General features: G+C 61.5%; 5 protein-coding genes and 2 pseudogenes. All 7 read left to right on the top strand.

The window, feature by feature from the left end; translation table 11 throughout:
* The first annotated feature begins 273 nt into the window (after positions 1-273).
* A pseudogene (locus tag ACXAC4_RS26340) lies at positions 274-1025 on the top strand (sensor histidine kinase).
* Entirely contained in the window at positions 1022-1147 is a 126-nt protein-coding gene (locus tag ACXAC4_RS26345) for a hypothetical protein (protein ID WP_475167865.1), read from the top strand. Before ACXAC4_RS26340 ends, ACXAC4_RS26345 begins: the two are co-directional and overlap by 4 nt.
* 20 nt (positions 1148-1167) lie before the next feature.
* On the top strand, positions 1168-2415 hold the full coding sequence (gene ntrX / locus ACXAC4_RS26350; RefSeq protein WP_475167869.1) for a nitrogen assimilation response regulator NtrX: 1248 nt from the start codon (positions 1168-1170) through the stop codon (positions 2413-2415).
* 509 nt (positions 2416-2924) lie between these two features.
* Positions 2925-3296: an NAD-binding protein gene (locus tag ACXAC4_RS26355; RefSeq protein WP_475167873.1), complete on the top strand. Its 372-nt coding sequence runs from the start codon at positions 2925-2927 to the stop codon at positions 3294-3296.
* 360 nt (positions 3297-3656) lie between these two features.
* On the top strand, positions 3657-4106 hold the full coding sequence (locus ACXAC4_RS26360) for an NAD-binding protein (protein ID WP_475167878.1): 450 nt from the start codon (positions 3657-3659) through the stop codon (positions 4104-4106).
* A gap of 184 nt (positions 4107-4290) precedes the next feature.
* Positions 4291-5016 (top strand): hypothetical protein, encoded by a 726-nt coding sequence (locus ACXAC4_RS26365; RefSeq protein ID WP_475167882.1) that lies wholly within the window; start codon positions 4291-4293, stop codon positions 5014-5016.
* A 4-nt stretch (positions 5017-5020) separates the two neighbouring features.
* Positions 5021-5557, top strand: a pseudogene (locus ACXAC4_RS26370) (glycoside hydrolase family 3 N-terminal domain-containing protein); the annotation flags it as partial.
* Between the last annotated feature and the right edge of the window lie 40 nt (positions 5558-5597).

A 5597-nucleotide genomic window follows, 5' to 3' on the forward strand; every position in this document is an offset into this window, starting at 1 on the left:
GTTCTGAACAGGTCCGCGACCCGCCTTCTGGGGCTGGAACCCAGCCGCGATATCGACGCGCTTCTGTCCAAGGCGGTGCCCGAATTCGGCCCGCTGTTCGAACGGTTGTCGGGATCGGTGAACGAGGCCGTCCAGGACGAGGTGCGCCTAAGCCGCGAAGGCCGCATGGAAAGCCTGCTGGTGCGGATGGCCGTGCGGCGCGGGGCGGATGGTGCGCTGGAAGGTTATGTGGTCGCCTTTGACGATGTGACCGAACTGGTCAGTGCCCAACGCATGGCGGCCTGGGGCGATGTGGCCCGCCGTGTCGCCCATGAAATCAAGAACCCCCTGACCCCGATCCAATTGTCCGCAGAGCGGATCCGCCGCAAGTTTTCGGCCCTTGCCGATCCCGAGGAAGCAGCCGCGCTGGATCAATATACCGAAGTGATCATCCGCCAGACCAATGATCTGCGTCGCATCGTGGACGAGTTCAGCCGCTTCGCCCGGATGCCGGAGCCCGACCGGGCCGAAACCGATCTGGCCACGCTGCTGCGCGATGCCGTGCTGATCCAGCAGGACGCCCTGAAAGGCGCGGTCAGCGCCGATATTCCCGATCAGCCGGTGATCGTGGACTGCGATGGCGGCATGTTGCGTCAGGCGCTGACCAACCTGCTGAAGAACGCGGGCGAAGCGGTTGAAGAGGTGGCCGAAAATCCGCCCGACGGCTGGTCGCCCTCGGTCCGGGTGGTGATGGAGGCCGCGCCCGATACCGTGACCATCCGCATCACCGACAACGGCACCGGACTGCCCGCGGATCGCAGCCGGTTGTTCGAACCCTATGTGACGATGCGAAATCGCAGGGCACCGGCTTGGGCCTGCCGATCGTCAAGAAGATCGTCGAAGAGCATGGCGGCAGCCTGCAACTGACCGACGCCGCCGACCATCGCGGCGCGATGGCCGAAATCCGTTTGCCGCGGGAACGACATCCCGTCCGCGGCGCGCACCGAAAATCCAAACACGAAAAAGACGAGGCAGGGACGATATGAGTGACATTCTGATCGTCGATGACGAACGCGACATCCGCGAACTGGTGGCCGATATCCTGAAGGACGAAGGCTTTACGACGCTGCACGGCGGCCAATTCCGACGAGGCCATCAACCGCGCTGAACGACGAGGAACCGGCGCTGATGATCCTGGATATCTGGCTGAAAGACAGCCGGATGGACGGGATCGATATCCTGAAACAGGTCAAGCGCAACAATCCCGATGTGCCGGTGATCATCATTTCGGGGCATGGCAATATCGAAATCGCGGTCGCGGCGATCAAGCAGGGCGCCTATGACTTTATCGAGAAGCCGTTCAATATCGACCAGTTGATGGTGGTCATCAACCGGGCGATGGAGACCAGCCGCCTGCGTCGCGAAAACAGCAGCCTGAAACGCGGTGGCACGCAATTGGGCGAAATGCTCGGCCAGTCGCCCGCCTTCAAGCGGCTGCGCGACAATCTGGACAAGGTGGCCAAATCCAACGGGCGTGTGATGCTGTCGGGCGAGCCGGGCAGCGGCAAGGAGATGGCCGCCCGCTATATCCATGCCCACAGCCCGCGCGCAAATGCCCCGTTCGTCACCGTGCCCTGCGCCACGATCGAACCCGACCGCATGGAAGAGGTTCTGTTCGGCCGCGAAAGCAGCGATCGCGGGGTCGAGCCGGGCCTTCTGGAGCAGGCTCATGGCGGGGTGATCTATTTCGACGAGGTCGGCGACATGCCCACCGGCACGCAATCCAAGATCCTGCGCGTGCTGACGGAACAGCAATTCGCGCGGGCCGGCGGTTCGGACCGGGTGCGCGTCGATCTGCGGGTGATTTCCTCGACCAACCGCGATCTGCCCGCAGAAATCGCCGTGGGTCGGTTCCGGCAGGAATTGTTCGACCGGCTGAACGTGGTGCCGATCGTGGTGCCCTCGCTGGCCGACCGGCGCGAGGATATCGCCGCGCTGGCCCATCATTTCATCGACTATTGCCAGCAGACGCAGGGGCTTGCCGCGCGCGAACTGCCGGATGAAACGGTCGCCGCGCTGCAATCCATGCGTTGGCCGGGCAATATCCGGCAGTTGCGCAACGTGATTGAAAGGGTGCTGATCCTGGCCGAGGAAAGCGGCCCGATCCAGCCTGCCGAACTGGAACCGCAGGGCGCGACGCCCGACAACAGCGATGTGCTGAGCCTTGGGCCGCAGGTCACCGCCATGCCGCTGCGCGAGGCGCGCGAGATGTTCGAGCGGGAATATCTGCTGGCCCAGATCAACCGTTTCGGCGGCAATATCAGCCGCACCGCGCAATTCGTCGGGATGGAACGCAGCGCCCTGCACCGCAAGCTGAAATCGCTTGGCGTGGTGGGTGGTATGCGCGGCGAGGATGAGCTGGTGACCGGCAAGTAAGGCCGGTTGTCCAACGACCGACGGCGGGTTTTGACCTCCGCCGCCTGGTCGCCCCGGCGTCAAGTTGCGCCTGACGGTGTTCGGGGATTGAACGGCTCGGACATCGAAACAGGTACAGGAAGCAGACGAAACCCTGTTTGCTTGATGCTGCGATGCCGTCAGGAACGCCTCTTTGGCCGGGTTGGACGGATGTGCCCCAAGGGCCGAGTGTAGTCAGCACGCCCCCTGGCATTTTGCGAATGTCGAGGTGATGACCGCGAACCGTTCGGTTCGGCAAACCGCACCGTCCTGGGCGGGCATCGCGCTCTCAACATGGTTAATTTTACCCAAGCCGTCCAGCTTCGGCAAGGGAAGCTTGTACATCACACGCCGCCATTCGCGGGTCGTGGATACGTGCGCCCATTCCAGGCGCTGTTGCAGGGCGCGGCCACCACGACAGCTGGGCACCGCGGCGCCTCGCAGCACAGTCAGAGAAACGGACAAGACGCCGTTTCTGCACGAGGGCAGGCATGAAGATCATCATCTGCGGGGCAGGGCAGGTCGGTTGGCAGATCGCCCGCCACCTGTCGGGCGAACGCAACGACGTCACCGTCGTGGACAACAATCCCGACCTGGTACGCCGCGCGACCGACACGCTGGACGTGCAGGGGATCGCCGGATTTGCCAGCTATCCCGACGTGCTGGACCGGGCCGGGGCGCGCGACGCCGACATGATCATCGCCGCGACCCATTCGGACGAGGTGAACATGGTCACCTGCCAGATGGCGCATTCGGTGTTCCCGATGCCAGCGCAAGATCGCCCGTCTGCGCAGTCAGAGCCTATCTGGACGCGATCTACTCCGATCTGTACCGCCGCGATCACCTGCCGATCGACGTGGTGATCAGCCCCGAATCGCGAGGTCGCCGAGGCGGCGCTGCAACGCCTGTCGCGCGCCCTGCGGCCTTTGACACCGAAACGTTTCTTGGATGGCAAGAGCGCAGTTGCTGGGCATCGTCCGTGGAAGACGACTGCCCGGTCGCTGAACACGCCCCTGCGGCAGCTGAACGATATGCTTTTCCAGCCTGCGCGCCATTGTCGTGGGCATCCGCCGCGATCGGCACGCTGTTTGCGCCCGAGTCCGGGCGATCAGCTGTTCGCCGGCGATGCAGGTCTATGTCTTCTAGCCATGTCGACGACGTGGCCCGCACGCTGGAAGTCTTTGGCAAGGCGCCAGAAACGCAGGAACGTGTGGTGATTGTCGGTGGCGGGCAATGTCGGCCTGTGCGGTCGCCCGCACGCTGGAAGGCGCGGCCCGAGCCGGATCCGTGCCAAGATGATCGAGACGCGACCGCTATCGCGCGGAAATCGCGCGCCGATGCGTCTGGAGCGGACCATCGTGCTGAATGGCGATGGCCTGGACCGGCCGATCTGCTGCGAGGCAGGGACTCGGACCGCGCGCGATGCGGTGCTGGCTGTCACCGATGACGACAAGACCAATATGCTGGCCGCCGTGCGTGCCAAAGCCGAGGGCTGTACGCTGGCGATCGCGCTGATCAACGATCCGACGCTGGTGCCCTTGATGGGCGCGCTGGGCATTGACGCCTATATCAACCCGCGCGCCACCACCGTCAGTTCGACCATCCTGCGCCATATCCGGCATGGCAGGGTGCGCGATAGGTCTATTCCATCGGCGATGCCGAGGCCGAGGTGATGGAGGCACGAGGTCATGTCGACCTCGTCCGATGTCGGGGCGGGCGATCCGCGATATCGAATTTCCCCGAAGGCGTGCTGATGGGCGCGGTGCCAGAAGGGCGACCGAGGTGTTGAGACCTCGCCCGACATCTGCGGCTGGAAGAGGGGGATATCGTCGCTGATCTTCGCCCTCGGCCAAGGACGTGCCCGAGGTCGAGCGCCTGTTGCAGGTCTCGATCGACTTTCTTCTGAGGCGCCCCGGCTGGGCTCCTCTCGCCCGCCTGCCGATCCTGTTGCAGCTGTCGATCATCGCCGCGCTGGCGATGCCGATTCCGGCGATCTATGCCTCGTCCATCGATGAACATGCCATTGCGCGCAACTTCTTCTACTGGTGCAACCTGACGCTGGTGGTGACCGGGATGATCGGGCTGGCCGGTGCCGCAAACCGCCGCCGTCAACAGGCGCGCCGCGATCTGGTCAGTTGCGTCGCGATATTGACGGTGCTGCCGCTGGTTCTGGCGATGCCCTTTGCCGAAAGCCTGCCCGATACCGGCATTTTCAACGCATGGTGGGAAATGGTCTCGTCGCTGACCACGACGGGGGCGTCGCTGTATTCGGCCGATCTGCTGCCGATGCCGCTGCATCTGTGGCGCGCTTTGGTCGGCTGGCTGGGCGGGCTGTTCATGCTGGTTGCCGCGGTCGCGATCGGCGCCGCTGCGCGTGGGTGGGTTCGAGATCATGTCCTCGCCCTATGGTCGCAGCGAACAGTTCGGAAGGCTGCCCGCCCCTTCCGATCCGCTGGCCAAGGCATGCTTGCCGATGTCGTCGGTGTTCAACTGTCTTTCTTATTGCCAGCACTGTGTTATGTGTTCATTGGCTACTTCGGCTTAAAAGGCCATAAACCTGTAAATAGCTCTTCTGAGAGGTAATAAAATGAAGCGTTTAAAGAAATCATTAGTTGCAGTGATGGTCACAGGTTTGTTGGCATCATGTGCAAAACAAAATGACACTGTTGAAGTAGAAAAGTCTGGTTTAGATATTTGGCCGACAATTAACTCTGAAGTTAAAAAAGACCCAGAGATTGAGCGTAAAGTTGCTGAACTACTAGTAAAAATGACGTTAGAGCAAAAAATAGCGCAAATGATCCAACCTGAGATCCGCGACATCACCGTAGAAGATATGCGTCGCTATGGCTTTGGTTCATACCTCAATGGTGGTGGTGCATTTCCAAATAACAATAAACATTCCAGTGTGAAAGATTGGGTTGATTTAGCAGAGGCGATGTATCAGGCATCGGTTGATGACTCGCTTGATGGCATCAACATTCCAACCATGTGGGGTACAGATGCAGTGCACGGCCACAACAATGTGATTGGCGCGACGCTGTTCCCGCACAACATAGGTTTAGGTGCGGCAAATAATCCAGACTTGATTGTAAAAATTGCCGAAGTGACCGCAAAAGAAGTGATGAGGTGCTGTGTAAGAGGTGAATCTAACCGTCGTTAACCTT

It is taken from the genome of Pseudoalteromonas sp. AWM4_233, assembly GCF_056158285.1.